Here is a 15,276-nt window from a genome sequence, read left to right on the forward strand (position 1 = left end):
ATTCTTATGTAATACATTTCTAAATAAAACAGTTGAATTGTGGAAAAAGTAATCTTGGATTTATTTTCAGGAAGGAGAAGCTATATGAATAACCTAACATTACAGCTAAAAGAAGCCATGAACCTAGAAGCTATTCAGACTTTAGAGTCTATCCTAATTCAAATTGACGGCGTCGAGCGCGCTTTAGTTGACACAGATGATGGTGAAGTTAAAATTGAATACAATGAAATGCAAATCACACCAGAAAACATTCAAAAAAGAGTTCAACAGCACGGGCTGCATCTCGAGGCATTGTTTTTTAGAAAGTAGGAATCTGCATGGAAAATAACATCATTGATGTAATGGACGAACAACTGAAACAACTAATTGATGAGGAAATTAAAGGCATGACCTTTACGAAAAATTTTCGGTCACCGACTGCGGAAGAATGGTATATCTTTTTGCCTCATTATAAAGATCCGCTAACAGGCGGTGCCGCGGGAAAAACGATCATCCATTACAACCTTTATGATACCAAGCATATTTTCATTAATACGACGATCATTTTTGATAATCCGGTTCTCCATAAAGGCGAACACCATCGTCTTGTATATGCGATTTCGGATGAAATTGTCAACCGTCTAGTCGGATATGCAGACACACTTCTATCTGTCCACGCAGGAGAAAATTCCTACAATGCCGAATACAAGCAGTGAATACGTAGATAGTTTGAAAGGAATTTTGCAATGAATAAAAGAGAATTATCAGATTTAATCCAAACTCTTGGGCTGGAGCCCCATCCTGAAGGCGGTTATTATAAAAGAACGTTTGAATCGGAGGAGATGTTCGCTGATTCAGAGAGATTTAATGGTCACCGAAAGCTTTTTACTAGTATTTATTTTCTGTTAACTTCAGACGACGTTTCCCATTTCCACCGTTTGAAATCCGATGAATTGTGGTATTTTCATGGTGGTAGTTCGTTAACTGTCCATGTCATTCATGAAAATGGAAACTATGAAGAAATGAAGATCGGGATGAATTGTGAAAACGGTGAAGTCCCGCAGGCGCTGGTTCCGAAAAATTCCATCTTCGGATCATCTGTTATGGAAAAGGATACCTATTCACTGGTCGGGTGTATGGTTTCGCCAGGTTTTGATTTTCAGGACTTTGAACTCTTTACACAGGCAGAGCTTTTAGAAAAATACCCTCAACATGAAGCCATCATTAAAAAATTAGCCTACGAAGAAATTCCAGAATAGAGACAGGGACTTTTTTGTCCCTGTCTCTTTTTGTAGCTAGTCTGATATTGAATTGTAATTACCTTTTTACAAAGCTGAAAAAATGTAATGTTATAATTTCAATTGTAAGAATTTTAAGAAAATACATTTTGTCTCTGGTTATTTTTAGACTTTGTCAAAGAACAATTATTATTTTTTAAACAAAGTTGATTGGAGCGGAAGGCACGAAGACTCCTGTGGGAGTATGGGTTAGGGGAGACCCCGCAGGAGCAAAGCGACGAGGAGGCTCCCCAGACTGCCCACGGAAAGCGAAGTGCCTGGAGCGGAATTCAACAACCAAGTTTAACAGAACCATTTTTTAAGAAAGAAGTGATGAATTTGATTCGATTCATGTTTATAATGTTGAGTTCAATAGTTTTCTTAGCAATCGGAACCATTCCAAAAGCATTCGCTGATACAGAACTTCCTTACCATCCCACAGAAGATCTTCCACCAATTGTTCAAAATACTCCAAATGACTTTTCACTTAAAAAAGTTAACCAATCGATTCAAAAAAACAAAAAGGAACTTGAAGAGGCAAATTTGCAAGCCAAAACTACAAAATCCCAGGTTAAAAAGTTAAAAAAGAAAATTTTACAATTAAAGGATTCGATGAAAAAGAGAAATAAAGTATTAAAAGAACGGGCTAAAGCCTATCAACAAAATGGCGGAAACTTACAATATCTTGATGTATTGCTTGGGTCTACAAATATCAAAGATTTTGTTGAGCGGGCCGGCGCTGTTTCCACTGTTGTGATAGCAGACAAGGAACTATTAAATCAACAGGCGGAAGAGAATAAAGAGTATGAAAATAAGAAGCATTCTTTAAAAGATAAACTTGCGGAATTGGATGATTTGAAGGCTAGTTTAACAAATAGGAAAACAGAGCTTAAGGCACAACGAGAACAATATAAAAAGCTAGCAGAAATACAAAAAGCAACGTCAAAAAAGCTGGCACAAATACATAAAGCAACGTCAAAAAAGCCTATTCCTAAAAGCATGAAAACATTGGAAAACTTTCAAACAGCCCCTGTGAAAGGATCGATACAAACGGTAATAAAAGCGGGTTATAAATATATAGGCAACTCTGTTTATATATTTGGCGGCGGGAGGAACGCAAGTGATATTGCCAATGGATGGTTTGATTGTTCAGGGTTCGTTCATTGGGCATTTGGCCAAGCCGGGATTGAGATTGGCAGCTCGACAGACAGCTTAAAAAATGAAGGCAAACAGGTACCATTCGATGAAATCCAGCCTGGTGACTTGGTGTTCTTTGATACCTACAAAAAAGACGGGCACGTTGGCATTTATATTGGGAATGGGAAATTCATCGGTTCCCAAAACAATACAGGAGTTGCGATTGAGGATTTGTCGAAAGGATATTGGAAACAGACCTTTAATGGACGTGTGGTAAGGATCTAATACCAAAATAACTAATTAACCGATGGGTTCCCGGATTGACAGGTTCGCATGTTATTAAAGTTAAAATCCTGACTCTCCCATCCCCTTTTAAAAATCTATCCTATTCACAAAAATCATTTACAATACGCATTCTTTTTCCTTAGTTTTTTATCAGTTTTTAAACAGGGTAATTTTTCAAAATTTGGATACATTACAAAAGGGATAACAATAGTTGGAGGTTATAGGATGAAAAAAGAAAATCCAAACACAGAAAATGAATCAATCACCAATCAAGCTGTGGATTTAACTCAATATGTTGAAACCTTAAAGGAGAAAAATACAATAGAAGATTATTCTCGTGGATGGGAAGATGACCGTCTATAAAAGACGGTCCATCTCTTTTTGAAAAAATTATTCGACACCAAGGAACCAGCCCGGACTATTAACAATCGCCTGCCATAGCGGATCCGGAACCATAAGCTCCTGCTGCTTATCTTTATCAATTTTTGTGATAATTTCTGACTCTTTTCCTTCTTTGACTTTTTGCACCCAGTCGGGATCCATGATCATTTCTCGTCCTAATGCAATGAGTGGTATTCCGGTTTGAAAAGCTTTTAACACATCATCTGCAGTAAAGAGCGAGCCGACGCCAATAACAGGAACACGATCGCCTACCTTCTCCTTGATAATTTCAATCCGCGGGCGGGTATCATCAATACCGCGTCTTGGAGTGGACCAGAAATCATTTAGAGAAACATGAAGATAGTCTAGGCCTTTATCAGCAAGGGCATCGATTAATACCAACGTATCCGCCATTGTAATTCCCGGAGTTGTTGCCTCTTCAGGTGAAAACCGATAGCCGATAATAAAGGAACCGTTCGCATATTCAGCAACTGTTTTCTTAACTTCCTCCACAATCGCTAATGGAAAAGCAAGTCTTTTTTCGATACTGCCACCCCACTGGTCCTCCCGGCGATTGGAGTGTGGTGAAAAAAATTGCTGGATGATATAGCCGTTTGCTCCGTGAATCTCCACCCCATCAAACCCTGCTTCAATCCCCCTGCGCGTTGCCTCACCAAAGTCGCGGATAATTGATTCTACTTCCTGATCGGATAGTTCCCTTGGAACTGGTTTTCCTTCACCCTCGGTTGGAACCGCACTGGCACTGACAACATCGCCATTGGGAATAAGCGCTGAAGGCACTTCCCTGCCGCCGTGGAAAATTTGCAGAATCGCTTTTGCGCCCTGCTCTTTAATCCCGGTTGCTACCTGTTTTAAACTCGGGATGAAATCATCCTGGTCTGCTCCAAATTCACCATTGAATCCTTTTCCATTTTCAGTTACATAAGTACAAGCCGTTACCACCATGCCTACACCGGCCGAACGGCGTGAATAGTATTTCACCTCCGCCTCGGTTACAGTCCCATCTGGATTCGATGAGAAATTTGTCATCGGTGCCATTACGATGCGGTTCTTAACTTGAACACCATTTGGAAATGTAAATGGCTCAAATAATGGTTCATATTTTGAATTCATCTTGGAAATCCTCCTAAAAAGATGCGATAGCGTTTTAAAAAATGAACACGGTTAGTGTTCCGATTTTTCATTATGTGCATTCCTTTTTCGATTAAGGTTTCTAAAATTATAGTTGCATGAAATGTTTGCTTATTTCTTACACTAAGATTGATGAGTAGAACCTAAGTGAATGGGAGGTAAAATCGATGAGTGAAAAAGGCACAAGCTATCCAAATGTAAGTCTGGGTGGAAAACGATCTGTACCAAAAGGAAAACAAGACCCAGGCAAGATTCGTTATGAATTAAAAGAGAAAAATGGCAGGGAAAAATAGATTTAATATTTCGGGATTCCGATGAAAGGGGCAGGTACGATGGACCAACAGGATTTAAAATATGAGACGGCAGATCTGGATGCTTCAATGGTTGAAAAAATAAAATCTTTCGAACACGAATTAAATCAAAATGCTCATGACGATATTGTCGTGATTGCCTACCAGAAAAAGCAAACTTAACGTGTTAAAAATCTCAAAACCCAAAATGGTTTTGGGATTTTTCTTTGTAATCGGTGCATTTTTTAGAGTGGGGATTCATACATAAAACAGAGAGTTTTAAGAAAATTGGGGAGGTACTTACATGATTCAACAATCGGTAAAATTGCAAACAAAAGTAGGTCTGTATCCGCCATATATTACCCGATTGGTCCAAGAGGCTTCTCGTTATGATTCCGACATTTTTATTACTCATAATGGACGAAGAGTGAATTTGAAATCTATGATGGGAGTTTTGTCCTTAGCTGTTTCAAAGGATGCAGAATTAACCTTTGAAGCAAGCGGGAATGATGAGGAAGAAGCGGTGAATCAAATCATACGTACGGTGGAATCGTTTCAATAAAAACGATTATTAATAAAAAATACCCTACTCCCATAAAAGGAATAGGGTTTTGATTATTCTTACAATCCGCCACAGGATGAGTCTGTACGATTTGATTCCTTTGATGCTTCCTCTTTTGATACAGATTCTAATCCATACCCTGTCGAACTGATGACCAGTTCCTTTTCATTCCCTCTATTATTTGAGATTAAATCCTGGTTTGGTTGATTTTTTTCCAAATGTGCCACCTCCTGCTGCAAAAACTTCAGCTTATTTTTTGCAGCAGAGGTCTTGAATATTCAACATACTAAAGAAGCTTCATGGTTGTGTGGTAAAGAACCTCACAGCCTAGCGCAACATCTTCAAACGAACTCCATTCATCCGGATGATGGCTGATTCCTCCCCTGCTTCGCACAAAAATCATACCAATTTCAGTAATGCCTCCCATGACCATAGCGTCATGCGCAGCTCCGCTTGGTAACTCACAAATCGGATAATCCAGCTCAATAAATGCTTCTTTAATAGCCTCAACCACCAACGGTGAACTCATAACGGATGCAATAAATTGAAACGGCCTTATTTCACAGTCCACACCTCGATCTGCAGAGATTTCTCGTAATGCCTCATTAATTTTTTTAACAGTTAGCTCGCGACGTTCATCGGAGATATCTCGGACATCTAATGTAAAATCAACCCGACCAGGAATCACGTTTCCGCTTCCGGGTTTGACCGCTACCTTTCCAACGGTTGCCACACTTCCACCGCTATCACGTGCAATTTTTTCAATAGCAAGCAAACATTCACCCACTGCCGTTAACGCATCTTTTCGTTCCAACATTCCGATTGTCCCAGCATGACCAGCCTCTCCTGTAATGGTAACCTCGGCCCAGTGCCCGCCTGATATGCCGCTCACCACCCCGACAGCTAAATCGCGACTTTCTAAAACTTTTCCTTGTTCAATATGTACTTCAATATAGGCTTTTATTTCAGCTTTTCTGACACAAGCCTTTCCCAACTCTTCAGGATTAATTCGGCTAAAATAGCCGCCTTCCATACTAGCACGTTTCATCGCTTCTAAATAAGAAAATCCCTCCTGATCAAGGGCTGTCGCTAAATCCTTTTGCAATTGATCAGAACTGATCGCACCCGACAAGGCGGTGCTTCCGACAAAAGCATAATCAAAACGGGCTCCTTCTTCATCCGTAAACGAGACAACTTTCACTGTTCGCTCCGGTTGAATTCCCTTCTCCTTTATGGACCTGAGCACTTCAACCCCCATTAACACACCCATTGCGCCATCGAAGCGCCCGCCTGAATGCACCGTATCAATATGCGAACCAATAAGAATCGCAGGCAAATTAGGATTCTTTCCGTGAATTTGCCCAAAAATATTACCAGCCTCATCCATATAAGGATCTAAGTCTGCATCTTTTAAAAGTTGAAGTAAAAATTTCCGTGCCTTTATATCTTCTGAATCAAAGGAAGTGCGGGTTACTCCCCCATCTTTTCCCTTACCAATTTTTCCAAGCGTCATTAAATCATTCCAAAGACGGTCAGCTTGAATCATTAGTCCCGTTCCTTCACTCATCAACTTCCATTCCTTTCCTTACTTCTGTAAAATCTCACTAACAGGCCTTAACTTTTTGCCCGAATAGGCAGTGAATCCCAATAATCCAACAAATCCAGCAAAAGCCAGATAACTCAACAGTTTATATAACATTTGACCATTAAAAACATCAAGAATCATCCCTCCGCCTAAAGAACCGATGATCGCTGACAGTCCAAAAAACACGGAAATAAAGAATAATTGCCCAGTAGCTCTAAATTCGTTCGGGAATAAGTTTGAAACATATTGAAACGAGCACAAATAAAATATCCCAAAGGTGATCCCGTGCAAAGCCTGAAGCAAGATGATTTGCGAAGGAGTTTCTGCAAGAGAAAATAAAAGCCACCTTACCCCATATAATCCCGATGCAATAACCATATAAGTCATTTCATTAAAAAAACGCAGCCATAAAGGACTAAGTAAATAAACAATCGCTTCAAATGCAACTGCTACAAACCAGGATAACCCGATTAAGGATTCATTACCCCCAAGCTCCTTAATGTAGATTCCTGAAAAAATATCATTCGTTCGATGCGGAATCGTAACAAACATAATGATGAGTAAGAAAAATAAGAAATTTGGGCGGAGAATATTTCGGATCGCTCCCTTAAGATTTATGGGTGCAGATGGTGTATTAATATCCATGACCTTCCAGCAAAAAACAAAAGCGATAATAGTAAAAGCAAGATAAGGGTAGAGTAAATGCTCAAGTCCAATTCGAGTAAGAATTTGGCCCCCTAGGTATGAGGTAACCGCATAGCCCAAAGAACCCCACATGCGAATCCTTCCAAAAGAAGAGCCAACGATTTGAGAGGTATGCAATGCTAAGCTGTCACCGAATGCTCCGATCGGACTGAGAAACGAATAAAAGATGGCACATAAGAATAGAAGCATTAAAAAGGAGTTAACTTGAAACAAGATAATGCTGCAAGAGATCACCCCTACTAGACAAAGCAGCAGAATCTTTTTAATTGTTTTATATCGGTCGCTGATGTAGCCCCAAAAAGGCTGCGATAATAATGAAGAAAACGGCCCAACAGCCATTAGCCAACCTATTTGAGTCCCGGTAAGCTGCTCTTCTTGAAAATAGACTGGTAGAAAAGTTGAGATCACCGTCGAAGAAGAGTGAAAGAAAAATAGAAAAATACTTAAGTACAAAAAGGCCCGTTTATGTCCAAACACATTCATCGCTCCCGCCAAAGAAGTTACATCGTATTTAACCTAATACAACTGGAATATAAATACAAGAGGATTATAAAAATTCTGCCTGCTACAACATACTAGCAGGCAGGCAATATTATATAGAAGAATTTTCTAATAAAAGCAAGACAGATTGGACCATCAAATGAACACCGATTTTAATAGCTTCCTCATCTACCATAAATTTCGGATGGTGCCAGCTATATTGAATCCCTTTTTCTTCGTTACCGGATCCGAGCCAAACGTAGCAGCCGGGAACTTCTTTTTGGTAAAAAGAAAAATCCTCTCCACCCATGGTAGGCTCAGCAATAACCGTATTCTTACTTCCGACCACAGACACTGCGGCAGTCCGAACAATTTCAGCAACGCTTGCATCATTATAAACAGCAGGAAGTAAAAATTGATAATCAATTTCCACCTCACCACCTAGGGCAGCTACTGTATTCGTAACCGTCTTGGTAAAGACATCATAGATTTTCTTCCTGACATCTTCATTGGATGTCCTAACCGTTCCTTTAAGAATGGCCTTATCTGGGATGACATTGTTCGTCGAGCCTGCTTGGAATGAGCCAATCGTGACCACCGCCGATTCTTTTGCAGAAATTGTGCGGCTGACAATGGTTTGCAGCTGGCTGACGACCGCACTGCCGATGACGATTGGATCAATTGTTTTTTCCGGAAGTGCCGCATGCCCGCCTTTTCCTTTAATAGTGATTGTAAAATCATCCACACTGGCCATCAAAAAGCCTTCTTTAACCCCGATTTTTCCTACTGGAAGTTCGGGAACATTGTGAAGACCGATGATTGATTTTACTTCATTTAATAACCCTTGGTGAATCATTGACTCGGCGCCGCCCTCCGACTCCTCAGCCGGCTGGAAAAGAATTCGGACATTGCCTGGGAGTAAATCACTGATTTCTTGTAAAATAATCCCTGCACCAAGGGCAATCGTCGTGTGAACATCATGGCCACACATATGACTGATCCCATCAATTTTCGAACGAAACGGTACGTCGGCCTCTTCAAAAATCGGCAGGGCATCAATGTCAGCACGGATAGCAACGGTTGGTCCTAAGGTTTTACCAATAATCTCTGCTGCAGTCCCGGTTTGAAGGCTAAGTGGAATTTGTTGAATCTTGAATTCGTTTAACCAGTCATTGATTTGTTTAGTTGTGTTAAATTCTCGGTTACTAAGTTCCGGATACATGTGAAGCTGTCTTCTCATTTCCACTAATCTAGGAAACAATTGATCTACTTTTTCATTAATCTTTGAGGTTAAATCCAAACTTGAAGCTTGTTTCATGATGATCTCTCCCTACTTGATATGCCCTAAAAACTCTTTCGTTCGTTCATGCTGCGGATGGCCAAATAACTCATCAGGAGTATTTTGTTCAATCATATAGCCGCCGTCCATGAAGATGACTCGGTCTGCTACTTCTTTTGCAAATCCCATTTCATGTGTGACAACGACCATGGTCATCCCATCTTTTGCCAGTTGTTTCATTACAGCCAGTACTTCTCCAACTAGCTCCGGGTCAAGAGCCGAAGTTGGTTCATCGAAAAGCATCACGGTCGGCTCCATAGCTAACGCCCGGGCAATCGCTACCCGCTGCTTTTGCCCACCGGATAAACGATTCGGATATTCATCGGCTTTTGCTTCTAATCCTACTTTCTTCAAAAGCTCCATCCCTTTTTTCTTGGCTTCCGCTTTTGACATTTTTTTCAGGAGAACCGGAGCTTCGATAATATTTTCCATCACGGTCCTGTGGGGAAAAAGGTTAAATTGCTGAAAGACCATACCTATTTCCTGACGCAGTTTATTTAAAGTTGATTCTTTATTTTCTACCATTTTACCCTTTACCGTAATACTGCCACTATTGATGGTCTCTAAATGGTTCATACAACGAAGAAAGGTACTTTTACCAGATCCGCTCGGTCCAATGATTACGACGACCTCACCCTGTGAAACGTCCAAATCAACTCCTTTTAAAACTTCCAAATCTCCAAAGGATTTTACAACCTTCTTGCAGGAAATCATTCATATGCACCTACCTTTTTCTCTACTTTTCCAACGATATATGTCATGATCGTGGTAAGTAATAAATAGATTAACCCGACTAAGATAAAAATTTCCATATACCGGTACGTACTGCTGATAATTTGTTGACCTGTTCGAAGTAAATCATATAAAGCGATTGTTGAAACCAAGGACGATTCCTTGATAAGTGCGATAAATTCATTCCCCAATGGCGGTAGCATCCGGCGAAAAGCTTGAGGAATAACGACCCGTCTCATCGCTTGTCCGTAACTTAAGCCTAGTGACCGCGCTGCTTCCATTTGGCCTTTATCGATGGACTGAATGGCCCCCCGAGAAATTTCGGCAATATAAGCTGCCGCATTTAATGACAAGGCAATGCAGGCCGAAACGAATGGCGGCATCGTGAGTGCTGGGATCACAGACGGAATGGCAAAATGAATCATAAATAATTGCAATAAAAGCGGTGTTCCGCGAATCACCCAAATATAAAATCTGCTAATCTGTGAAAATAATTTCACTTTTGAAACACGTCCAAGACCAAATAATAATCCAATTAAACTTCCGGCAACTACTCCTATCGCCGCGATTTCGATGGTCACTAACGCCCCTTGTAATAAATAGGGGAGGTAGGTAAGTGAGAATAACAAAAATTCCTTCATGTTTACGACTCCTTTTTAAAAAGAAGACGGATAAATCTACAAACCGATTTATCCGCTCTTCCCCTATTCTTTTGAAAGATCTTTTCCAAACCATTTTTGGCTGATTTTCGCATAAGTGCCATTATCTTTCACAGTTTGCACAGCTTTTGTTAATGCCTCTTCAAGTTTGTCATCACCTTTTCGAACGGCAATTCCAATTGGTAACTTTTGGAATGAGCTTCCTACCACATCAAAAGCTTCAGGTTTTGTTGCTTTATAATAACGACCGACCGCTTCAGCAACGATTACTCCCTGAAGTCGCCCTAGACCTAAGTCATTAAATACATCGGTATAAGCATTATAAGTCTTTAACTCTTTAACTCCCTTAATCTGTTTTGCTGCCGTTTCGCTCGTTGAACCAATTTGAACACCGACAACTTTTCCAGAAAGGTCTTCCTTGGATTGAATGCTTAATGGGTTTCCGGCTTTAACGGCAACAACTTGTCCTAGTTTCAGGTACTCTACAAAATCAACCTTTTGCTTTCGTTCATCAGTAATATTCATAGAAGTCATAATGACGTCATATTGTTTCGCATCTAATCCAGGTAAAATGCCGTCCCATGCGGTTGGTTTAAATTCAGCTTTCACGCCGAGCTCCTTCGTAATGGCTTTTGCTAGGTCTACGTCAAAACCTACTAATTCATTTTTATCATTTCGATATTCCATTGGCGGGAATGTATCATCCATAGCAATGGTGATCACACCTTGTTTTTTAATGGAATCCAGTGTATTTCCACTTTCAGCCTTTTGTATTTTTTCTTTTGTTTTTGCATCCGGCAGATTTGGCTGTGCGCCACAAGCAGTTGCCATTATAGCAACGGCCATGATGATAAATATCTGGATGACCTTCTTCATGATGTATTCCTCCATTATTCTCTTTATCAATTTAGCAAACTAAAGTGTTTTTATGTATTTCATTGTAATTTTATACACAGAAAAACGCAATACGTTTCATCAAAGTTCGATAGTTTTGATAGTTTTGAATTATCATTCTATTAAAATGGCCTTTTTTATAAAAAACAGCCGCCTAACCAGGCGGCTGTAAAAACCATTATGATAGAAAGTTTTTGATGAAGGACGTTCTATTACTCTTTTGGAAAGTTTTGGTCTTCATCGGGCTAATGAAGACTATTTCCATCACTCTTCTACCAAGATTTGTCCTTCATCGGGCTTGTGAAGACCATTTCTATCACTCTTCTGCTAAGATTTGCCCTTCATTGGGCTTATGAAGACCATTTCTATAGCTCTTTTACCAAGATATGTCCTTCATCGGGCTTATGAAGACCATTTCTATAGCTATTCTGCCAAGATTTGTCCTTCATCGGGCTTGTGAAGACCATTTCTATCACTCTTCTGCCAAGATTTGTCCTTCATTGGGCTTATGAAAACCATTTCTATAGCTCTTCTGCCAAGATTTGTCCTTCATCGGGCTTATGAAGACCATTTCTATAGCTATTCTGCCAAGATATGTCCTTCATCGGGCTTGTGAAGACCATTCCTATCACTCTTCTACCAAGATTTGTCCTTCATCGGGCTTATGAAGACCATTTCTATCACTCTTCTACCAAGATTTGTCCTTCATCGGGCTTGTGAAGACCATTCCTATCACTCTTCTACCAAGATTTGTCCTTCATCGGGCTTGTGAAGACCATTTCTATCACTCTTCTACCAAGATTTGTCCTTCAGCGGACTTATGAAGACCATTTCCATCACTCTTCTGCCAAGATTTGTCCATCATCGGGCTTGTGAAGACCATTTCTATCACACTTCTGCTAAGATTTGACCATCATCGGGCTATTGAAGACCATTTCCATCACTCTTCTGCCAAGATTTGTCCTTCATTGGGCTTATGAAGACCATTTCTATAGCTCTTTTACCAAGATTTGTCCTTCATCGGGCCTATGAAACCTATTTCCAAGAGTCTTCCCTCAAGTTTTGGCCTTCATCAACGTTAAGGTTAAATAAGGAAAATGACATTAATAATACGTACTTTCCGTAAAACTGCATTTCCGGCATTTCCTCATGAAGGCCGTTTCTAAAAAGACATGCTTACAGTGAAGCTGAATCGTTTGGATCCTTTTCGTCAGGTGTTGAATCTGTTCCTCTAAAGCAACTACATTCTCCATTAAATTCCTAATCTCATTCGAATTATCGATAGATTTTTGAGCCATCATGGACAAACTCCTCTGCTTTTTGCTTCATCCCTTCTTCAATGGAGGTTCCTTCAAACCCGTTATCCTCATTTGCCATGCCGCGGATATCATGAGAAATTCTCATCGAACAGAACTTTGGTCCACACATCGAACAGAAATGAGCCGTTTTTGCCCCCTCAGCTGGCAATGTTTCATCATGATATTCCCTTGCCCGCTCAGGATCCAAAGATAAATTAAATTGATCCTCCCAACGAAATTCGAACCTAGCTTTCGATAAGGCATTATCACGATCTTGTGCTCCCGGATGGCCCTTCGCTAAATCGGCAGCATGTGCAGCAATTTTATACGTAATAACCCCTTCACGCACATCCTCCTTATTTGGTAAGCCGAGATGTTCTTTTGGAGTAACGTAGCAAAGCATCGCCGTCCCAAACCAGCCAATCATAGCCGCACCAATTGCAGATGTAATATGATCATATCCAGGTGCAATATCTGTGGTTAACGGACCCAATGTATAAAAAGGAGCTTCCTTACAAATTTCTAATTGCTTATCCATATTCTCTTTAATCTTGTGCATTGGCACATGCCCTGGACCTTCTATCATTACTTGGACATCATGCTTCCAGGCTATTTCTGTTAATTCTCCAAGTGTTTCAAGCTCGGCAAATTGAGCTTCATCATTTGCATCCGCGATACTACCTGGACGTAGTCCATCTCCGAGTGAAACAGAAATATCATATTTCTTTAGGATTTCGCAAATTTCTTCAAAATGCGTATACAGGAAACTTTCCTGATGGTGAGCTAAGCACCATTGGGCCATAATGGAACCGCCTCGAGATACGATCCCTGTTGTCCGTTTCGCAGTCATTGGAACATAGCGCAATAACACACCGGCATGAATTGTAAAATAATCTACACCTTGCTCCGCTTGTTCGATTAACGTATCCCGGTACACCTCCCACGTTAAATTCTCAGCAATCCCATTTACTTTTTCTAATGCTTGATAAATAGGTACCGTACCAATTGGAACAGGTGAATTACGGATAATCCACTCTCTTGTTGTATGTATATTTTTTCCGGTTGATAAATCCATGATGGTATCGGCTCCCCAGCGTGTGGCCCATGTCATTTTTTCAACCTCCTGCTCAATGGAGGAAGTGACGGCCGAATTTCCGATATTGGCATTGATTTTTACATGAAAATTTCGACCAATAATCATCGGTTCACTTTCAGGATGGTTGATGTTAGCAGGAATAATTGCTCGGCCTTGGGCTACCTCATCTCGAACAAATTCCGGATCTAAGTTTTCGCGAATCGCAATAAATTCCATCTCGGGAGTTATCAAACCTTTTTTGGCATAGTGCATTTGTGTAACATTTTTTCCAGACTTTGCTCTTAAAGGTGTCTTATTTAAATTTGGGAACCATTCAAGGTTGGCGCGTTCATCCCCATCAAGGTAGCCGTTATCCTTAGGTTTGATCTCTCTACCTTCATATGCCTCCACATCATTTCTTTCGAGAATCCACTTTCGACGTAAAGCGGGCAACCCTTTGCGAATATCGATATCATAATTCGCATCTGTATAGGGACCGCTTGTATCATAAACTCGAAGAGGGGCATTTTCTTCTTCACCAAAAGTAGTGACAGTTCGGTTTAGGCTAATTTCCCTCATTGGAACCTGGATATCCGGCCTGGATCCCCTTTGATAAACTTTCTTACTTCCTGTAAATTGTGATTTTAATTCAATGTTCATTTCCGTTTGCATGCAACTTCCTCCTTTAATATTTTCCAAATCTGGAAGATACAGCATCGTTCATTACGGAGAATGAATGACAATAAAAAAGGTTCTGTTTACACAGAACCTGATTAAATCGTCAAAAAGTAGCGGCGCGTTTGTATGAATGGACGCCTTCATAACTACTTCCCTACGCTGGTATCATCCAGATCAGGTTCGAAGGGTCAAAGAATTTAACGCATTCTTCTCTCAGTCCGAGCTATCGGACCCCCCTAGTAGAGCATTGGAAACAATATACAATATGAAACTTACCTATAAAAAATAACATAGGTTTTTAGATTATAAAAGCGTTTTTCTCTATTTTTTATTGAAATAAGAAAATAGACCTAGATTTTTTCTGGTTTTCGTCAAGTTGGTTGTTCTTCTTTCGTTTCACTTGTTTGATTTCCTTGATTGTTGGCATGCTGATTGTTTCGATTTTCTTGATTGTCTGCTTGCAAATCGTTTTGGTTTTCTTGATTGTCTGTTTGCTGATCGTTTTGGTTTTCTTGATTACTCTGCTTACTTTGATTTTGCTTATTATCTTGCTGTTGGTCTTGGTTATTTTGATTACTTTCCTGACTACCATTTTGTTTATTATTTTTTAAATAGGAATAGAGGATGAAAAGTCCCAGTGCTGCAGGTAAGGAAATTAGGAACAAGATAAACCACATCGTATTAATAAAATGTTGATAAATCCACCAATCTTGCAAAGAAAACACCTCATACCGTCAATTTGACCGTTAGTATATAGAGTTAACTTTG

19 protein-coding genes and 1 riboswitch are annotated in these 15,276 nt (G+C 40.1%); of the genes, 8 read left to right on the top strand and 11 right to left on the bottom strand.

The features are described from left to right. Positions 1-84 precede the first annotated feature (84 nt). The 5 genes from RCG21_RS18915 (at position 85) to RCG21_RS18935 (ending at position 3,041) form a co-directional block, all read left to right on the top strand. The gene (locus tag RCG21_RS18915; protein ID WP_133335468.1) at positions 85-309 is read left to right on the top strand and encodes a heavy-metal-associated domain-containing protein; all 225 of its coding nucleotides are present in this window, start codon (positions 85-87) and stop codon (positions 307-309) included. Between the two features lie 8 nt (positions 310-317). Next, positions 318-695 (top strand): hypothetical protein, encoded by a 378-nt coding sequence (locus tag RCG21_RS18920; protein WP_133335466.1) that lies wholly within the window; start codon positions 318-320, stop codon positions 693-695. A 30-nt stretch (positions 696-725) separates the two neighbouring features. Further along, positions 726-1,238, top strand: coding sequence for a cupin domain-containing protein (locus RCG21_RS18925; protein ID WP_308913601.1), 513 nt, complete (start codon positions 726-728; stop codon positions 1,236-1,238). 357 nt (positions 1,239-1,595) lie between these two features. Then, the gene (locus tag RCG21_RS18930; RefSeq protein ID WP_165976288.1) at positions 1,596-2,678 is read left to right on the top strand and encodes a C40 family peptidase; all 1,083 of its coding nucleotides are present in this window, start codon (positions 1,596-1,598) and stop codon (positions 2,676-2,678) included. A gap of 225 nt (positions 2,679-2,903) precedes the next feature. Then, positions 2,904-3,041 carry a hypothetical protein gene (locus tag RCG21_RS18935; RefSeq protein WP_165976287.1) on the top strand — a complete coding sequence of 46 codons (138 nt, stop codon included), beginning with the start codon at positions 2,904-2,906 and terminating at the stop codon, positions 3,039-3,041. Between the two features lie 27 nt (positions 3,042-3,068). Here RCG21_RS18935 and RCG21_RS18940 read toward each other — a convergent pair whose 3' ends face one another. Further along, positions 3,069-4,193 (bottom strand): NADH-dependent flavin oxidoreductase, encoded by a 1,125-nt coding sequence (locus RCG21_RS18940; RefSeq protein ID WP_308913602.1) that lies wholly within the window; start codon positions 4,191-4,193, stop codon positions 3,069-3,071. Positions 4,194-4,378: 185 nt separating this feature from the next. Here RCG21_RS18940 and RCG21_RS18945 point away from each other — a divergent pair, with 185 nt between their 5' ends. The 3 genes from RCG21_RS18945 to RCG21_RS18955 all read left to right on the top strand — a co-directional run bounded on the left by RCG21_RS18945 (position 4,379) and on the right by RCG21_RS18955 (position 5,063). Continuing rightward, the gene (locus tag RCG21_RS18945; RefSeq protein WP_268884104.1) at positions 4,379-4,504 is read left to right on the top strand and encodes a hypothetical protein; all 126 of its coding nucleotides are present in this window, start codon (positions 4,379-4,381) and stop codon (positions 4,502-4,504) included. A 39-nt stretch (positions 4,505-4,543) separates the two neighbouring features. Beyond that, on the top strand, positions 4,544-4,684 hold the full coding sequence (locus tag RCG21_RS18950) for a hypothetical protein (protein ID WP_165976286.1): 141 nt from the start codon (positions 4,544-4,546) through the stop codon (positions 4,682-4,684). A 121-nt stretch (positions 4,685-4,805) separates the two neighbouring features. Beyond that, the gene (locus RCG21_RS18955; RefSeq protein ID WP_133335459.1) at positions 4,806-5,063 is read left to right on the top strand and encodes an HPr family phosphocarrier protein; all 258 of its coding nucleotides are present in this window, start codon (positions 4,806-4,808) and stop codon (positions 5,061-5,063) included. 59 nt (positions 5,064-5,122) lie between these two features. Here RCG21_RS18955 and RCG21_RS18960 read toward each other — a convergent pair whose 3' ends face one another. The 10 genes from RCG21_RS18960 to RCG21_RS19005 form a co-directional block, all read right to left on the bottom strand. Further along, positions 5,123-5,281 (bottom strand): hypothetical protein, encoded by a 159-nt coding sequence (locus tag RCG21_RS18960; RefSeq protein ID WP_308913603.1) that lies wholly within the window; start codon positions 5,279-5,281, stop codon positions 5,123-5,125. 68 nt (positions 5,282-5,349) lie between these two features. After that, entirely contained in the window at positions 5,350-6,630 is a 1,281-nt protein-coding gene (locus RCG21_RS18965; RefSeq protein ID WP_308913604.1) for a Zn-dependent hydrolase, read from the bottom strand. An 18-nt stretch (positions 6,631-6,648) separates the two neighbouring features. Beyond that, entirely contained in the window at positions 6,649-7,830 is a 1,182-nt protein-coding gene (locus RCG21_RS18970; RefSeq protein WP_308913605.1) for an MFS transporter, read from the bottom strand. A 115-nt stretch (positions 7,831-7,945) separates the two neighbouring features. Continuing rightward, a complete protein-coding gene (locus RCG21_RS18975; RefSeq protein ID WP_308913606.1) occupies positions 7,946-9,151 on the bottom strand; it encodes a M20 metallopeptidase family protein in 1,206 nt (401 codons plus the stop codon). Positions 9,152-9,163: 12 nt separating this feature from the next. After that, on the bottom strand, positions 9,164-9,886 hold the full coding sequence (locus RCG21_RS18980; protein ID WP_133335449.1) for an amino acid ABC transporter ATP-binding protein: 723 nt from the start codon (positions 9,884-9,886) through the stop codon (positions 9,164-9,166). Further along, on the bottom strand, positions 9,883-10,545 hold the full coding sequence (locus RCG21_RS18985; protein ID WP_133335447.1) for an amino acid ABC transporter permease: 663 nt from the start codon (positions 10,543-10,545) through the stop codon (positions 9,883-9,885). The genes RCG21_RS18980 and RCG21_RS18985 overlap by 4 nt, the downstream gene beginning before the upstream one ends. 63 nt (positions 10,546-10,608) lie before the next feature. Beyond that, positions 10,609-11,439, bottom strand: a complete 831-nt coding sequence (locus RCG21_RS18990) for a basic amino acid ABC transporter substrate-binding protein (protein ID WP_165976283.1) — start codon at positions 11,437-11,439, stop codon at positions 10,609-10,611. Positions 11,440-12,560: 1,121 nt separating this feature from the next. Then, positions 12,561-12,755, bottom strand: a complete 195-nt coding sequence (locus RCG21_RS18995; RefSeq protein ID WP_133335443.1) for a hypothetical protein — start codon at positions 12,753-12,755, stop codon at positions 12,561-12,563. Further along, positions 12,733-14,502: a phosphomethylpyrimidine synthase ThiC gene (gene thiC, locus RCG21_RS19000; RefSeq protein WP_308913607.1), complete on the bottom strand. Its 1,770-nt coding sequence runs from the start codon at positions 14,500-14,502 to the stop codon at positions 12,733-12,735. Before thiC ends, RCG21_RS18995 begins: the two co-directional genes overlap by 23 nt. 140 nt (positions 14,503-14,642) lie before the next feature. Next, a riboswitch (TPP riboswitch) is annotated at positions 14,643-14,756 on the bottom strand. 123 nt (positions 14,757-14,879) lie between these two features. After that, entirely contained in the window at positions 14,880-15,224 is a 345-nt protein-coding gene (locus RCG21_RS19005; protein ID WP_133335439.1) for a hypothetical protein, read from the bottom strand. Positions 15,225-15,276 lie beyond the last annotated feature (52 nt).

Origin of the sequence: Bacillus salipaludis, from assembly GCF_030938565.1 — a bacterium.
Taxonomy (GTDB): domain Bacteria; phylum Bacillota; class Bacilli; order Bacillales; family Cytobacillaceae; genus Neobacillus; species Neobacillus salipaludis_A.

What these genes read in the sequence shown, in the direction of transcription:
- RCG21_RS18915 (WP_133335468.1), top strand. Translation starts at nt 85, where the DNA reads ATGAATAACCTAACATTACAGCTAAAAGAAGCCATGAACCTAGAAGCT.
- RCG21_RS18920 (WP_133335466.1), top strand. Translation starts at nt 318, where the DNA reads ATGGAAAATAACATCATTGATGTAATGGACGAACAACTGAAACAACTA.
- RCG21_RS18925 (WP_308913601.1), top strand. Translation starts at nt 726, where the DNA reads ATGAATAAAAGAGAATTATCAGATTTAATCCAAACTCTTGGGCTGGAG.
- RCG21_RS18935 (WP_165976287.1), top strand. Translation starts at nt 2,904, where the DNA reads ATGAAAAAAGAAAATCCAAACACAGAAAATGAATCAATCACCAATCAA.
- RCG21_RS18940 (WP_308913602.1), bottom strand. Translation starts at nt 4,193, where the DNA reads ATGAATTCAAAATATGAACCATTATTTGAGCCATTTACATTTCCAAAT.
- RCG21_RS18945 (WP_268884104.1), top strand. Translation starts at nt 4,379, where the DNA reads ATGAGTGAAAAAGGCACAAGCTATCCAAATGTAAGTCTGGGTGGAAAA.
- RCG21_RS18950 (WP_165976286.1), top strand. Translation starts at nt 4,544, where the DNA reads ATGGACCAACAGGATTTAAAATATGAGACGGCAGATCTGGATGCTTCA.
- RCG21_RS18955 (WP_133335459.1), top strand. Translation starts at nt 4,806, where the DNA reads ATGATTCAACAATCGGTAAAATTGCAAACAAAAGTAGGTCTGTATCCG.
- RCG21_RS18965 (WP_308913604.1), bottom strand. Translation starts at nt 6,630, where the DNA reads ATGAGTGAAGGAACGGGACTAATGATTCAAGCTGACCGTCTTTGGAAT.
- RCG21_RS18975 (WP_308913606.1), bottom strand. Translation starts at nt 9,151, where the DNA reads ATGAAACAAGCTTCAAGTTTGGATTTAACCTCAAAGATTAATGAAAAA.
- RCG21_RS18980 (WP_133335449.1), bottom strand. Translation starts at nt 9,886, where the DNA reads ATGATTTCCTGCAAGAAGGTTGTAAAATCCTTTGGAGATTTGGAAGTT.
- RCG21_RS18985 (WP_133335447.1), bottom strand. Translation starts at nt 10,545, where the DNA reads ATGAAGGAATTTTTGTTATTCTCACTTACCTACCTCCCCTATTTATTA.
- RCG21_RS18990 (WP_165976283.1), bottom strand. Translation starts at nt 11,439, where the DNA reads ATGAAGAAGGTCATCCAGATATTTATCATCATGGCCGTTGCTATAATG.
- RCG21_RS18995 (WP_133335443.1), bottom strand. Translation starts at nt 12,755, where the DNA reads ATGGCTCAAAAATCTATCGATAATTCGAATGAGATTAGGAATTTAATG.
- thiC (WP_308913607.1), bottom strand. Translation starts at nt 14,502, where the DNA reads ATGCAAACGGAAATGAACATTGAATTAAAATCACAATTTACAGGAAGT.